This window comes from Pseudenterobacter timonensis (assembly GCF_900021175.1).
Lineage (GTDB): Bacteria > Pseudomonadota > Gammaproteobacteria > Enterobacterales > Enterobacteriaceae > Enterobacter > Enterobacter timonensis.
This window is the reverse complement of the sequence record NZ_FCOP01000009.1, coordinates 1-2068: the sequence shown is the minus strand read 5'-3', so window position 1 is coordinate 2068 and position 2068 is coordinate 1. Positions and strand designations below refer to the sequence as shown.

6 protein-coding genes are annotated in these 2068 nt (G+C 52.3%); 2 read left to right on the top strand and 4 right to left on the bottom strand.

The features are described 5' to 3' along the window. Positions 1-44 precede the first annotated feature (44 nt). Positions 45-314: a hypothetical protein gene (locus BN3796_RS20650; RefSeq protein ID WP_079839079.1), complete on the bottom strand. Its 270-nt coding sequence runs from the start codon at positions 312-314 to the stop codon at positions 45-47. A gap of 81 nt (positions 315-395) precedes the next feature. On the opposite strand from BN3796_RS20650, the gene BN3796_RS02340 reads away from it, so the two are divergent. Together BN3796_RS02340 and BN3796_RS02335 are read left to right on the top strand one after the other, a co-directional pair. Continuing rightward, complete coding sequence (locus BN3796_RS02340) at positions 396-629, top strand: YgdI/YgdR family lipoprotein (RefSeq protein WP_001036746.1); 234 nt, start codon at positions 396-398, stop codon at positions 627-629. A 21-nt stretch (positions 630-650) separates the two neighbouring features. Next, positions 651-878 (top strand): YgdI/YgdR family lipoprotein, encoded by a 228-nt coding sequence (locus BN3796_RS02335; protein WP_000719360.1) that lies wholly within the window; start codon positions 651-653, stop codon positions 876-878. 416 nt (positions 879-1294) lie between these two features. Here BN3796_RS02335 and BN3796_RS20840 read toward each other — a convergent pair whose 3' ends face one another. From BN3796_RS20840 to BN3796_RS02325, 3 genes are all read right to left on the bottom strand, one after another. Next, entirely contained in the window at positions 1295-1510 is a 216-nt protein-coding gene (locus tag BN3796_RS20840) for a hypothetical protein (protein WP_162267574.1), read from the bottom strand. Continuing rightward, on the bottom strand, positions 1408-1617 hold the full coding sequence (locus BN3796_RS02330; protein ID WP_001632067.1) for an MbeD family mobilization/exclusion protein: 210 nt from the start codon (positions 1615-1617) through the stop codon (positions 1408-1410). Before BN3796_RS02330 ends, BN3796_RS20840 begins: the two co-directional genes overlap by 103 nt. A gap of 3 nt (positions 1618-1620) precedes the next feature. Then, on the bottom strand, positions 1621-2068 hold a 448-nt coding region (locus tag BN3796_RS02325), incomplete at its 5' end, for an MbeB family mobilization protein (RefSeq protein WP_073885052.1).

Here is a 2068-nt window from a genome sequence, read left to right as displayed (position 1 = left end):
CCACTATGTTTGCCTATCAACATACTTAGGAAACATTACTTGAGTTAACGACTCCACCTTACTTTTAGTATCTCGCAATGAATCTTCCGACCGCCGTTGTGTTGAAGTTCTATTGCGCCACCGGGGTATAAATCACTTTCGTTTAACTCAATTAAAAGCTCGTTCTTGTGAGCATCCTCTAAATAAAGGTAATAACACCCACCATAAAGGTTCTGCGTATCTGGCACGGCAACAAAAGATTTCTTTCCGAACAGTAAAACAGCCTCTTTTTCTCCATGCTCTGTCAGCAATAATCGAAATTCTTGTCCATTCAATCCTCTTTTCGCATGAAAAAACGACCTATACTTAGATGGTTAGTGACCATATCCACTTTACCTTTAAGCAGGGAACCTATTATGAATAAAAAAACGCTGTTGGCGGCCATGATGGTCGCGTTGGTGACCTTTGCCGCTGCTGGATGTTCTTCAAACCAAGAAATAAAAACCACAGATGATCGCACTATCGTTACAGACGGCAAACCCAAAGTTGACAGTGATACGGGATTAGTATCCTACAAAGATGCCCATACAGGCCGAACCGAACAGATCAACCGTGACAAAATTACCAACATGAGTGAACTAGACAACTGATACGGATAAAAGGAGCTGGCTTTGAAAAAGATTTTTGTTTCAGTGTTCGCAGCGGCAGTTGCGCTTTCAGCCCTAACCGGCTGCACGCGCACAAGCTATGCCATCCACACCAACGACGGGCGTACAATTGTCAGCGACGGCAAGCCTACAGAATCAGACTCAGGCCTGCTGGGCTATAAAGACGCAAATGGTGTCAAACAGCAGATCAATAAAGCCGACGTTAAAGAAGTCTCTGAAATTCCGCATTGAGGCATCGCTCTCTCCGAAAAGGGCCGCTAATGCGGCCCTTTTCTTTATCTGCCCCAACAACAGGCAAAAAAAGCCCCCGCTGGGGGCCAAATACCTGCAGTGGCTGGATAGTACTGCATTCCTGATGAAGGAGACGAATAAGTATGGGCCGGATTTTTGCGTCTGCAGGCTCGGTCGCCACAATTTTTCCGTACCCGCCAGGCATCATGCTTTTACCATAACATCCCTTGCCCGCACCTCTCCGGACGGGTTCAGCGCGAATGCGGCGTCAGTCCTGCAAAACCGACAGTAAACCACCCCGCAAACCGTGCATTCTGCGCCTGATAAATCTCACCCGACTGCATAGCCATGCAGCCGGGTGAATGGCACCGGGTTTCGGCGCAGATCCTCAATGAAAGCCCCGTTTTATCCGGTTATCACAGCGACGGACCGTCATACTCCTGCTGACGCTGCGATCGTTCCAGCTCCAGCGCTTTCTGGTGCTGCGCTGCGCGCTCCTGCTCCCGGTGTGCCTCGATGTCGTTCAGCCTTACGACAACCGGCGCAGCTGCTCGCTTAAACTCAGCACCTGCGTGCTCAAGTCCGTGACGCGCTCGCTCAGCGCTGCGTTCTCCCGTTGCATAAGACCACACATCGTCCGCCATTCCGCGAAGGCGCTCTCCCACTCGTCCAGCCTTTTCGAGTAGTCCTGCTGTAGCTGCTCTAATGCGCTCAGCAACTGTTTTTCCAGTTCCGTCATGTGCTATTTCCCCGCCAGTATCATCCAGCTCGAATCCTCTCCGAACCGTCCCGCGTCCGGGTTCACCCTCACGCAGCGGCGTCGTTCCTCTCCGCAGGTCGTGAGCTGCACGCCGCTGTTCCTCTCGGACAGCATGGCCTGCGTGCTCTTCTGCTCCCGGATGGTCGTGTAATTGTCGAGTATCTGCTGCCCCTGCCACCATAGAATGCCCGCACTTGAGGCTATCAGCAGCACGGAGACCAGGACGATGGTCAGCCACGTCTGGCTGACCATGCGCAGCATCCCTTTCGTACGCTGGCTCATGGCTGAGGACAGCATCCGGTCGTGGTCGTGGATGGCGGCGCTGATTCTCTTCTCGCTTTCGTTCAGTTCCGCTCTGACAGACTTCTCGTGCTCGCTGAATGCGGCTTTCAGCATCTCGCCGGTAGTCTGCTGCTGCACTTTCGATTTC

Bases quoted from the DNA above. Each gene is read 5' to 3' on its own strand.
- BN3796_RS02340 (WP_001036746.1), top strand. From the start codon at position 396: ATGAATAAAAAAACGCTGTTGGCGGCCATGATGGTCGCGTTGGTGACC.
- BN3796_RS02330 (WP_001632067.1), bottom strand. From the start codon at position 1,617: ATGACGGAACTGGAAAAACAGTTGCTGAGCGCATTAGAGCAGCTACAG.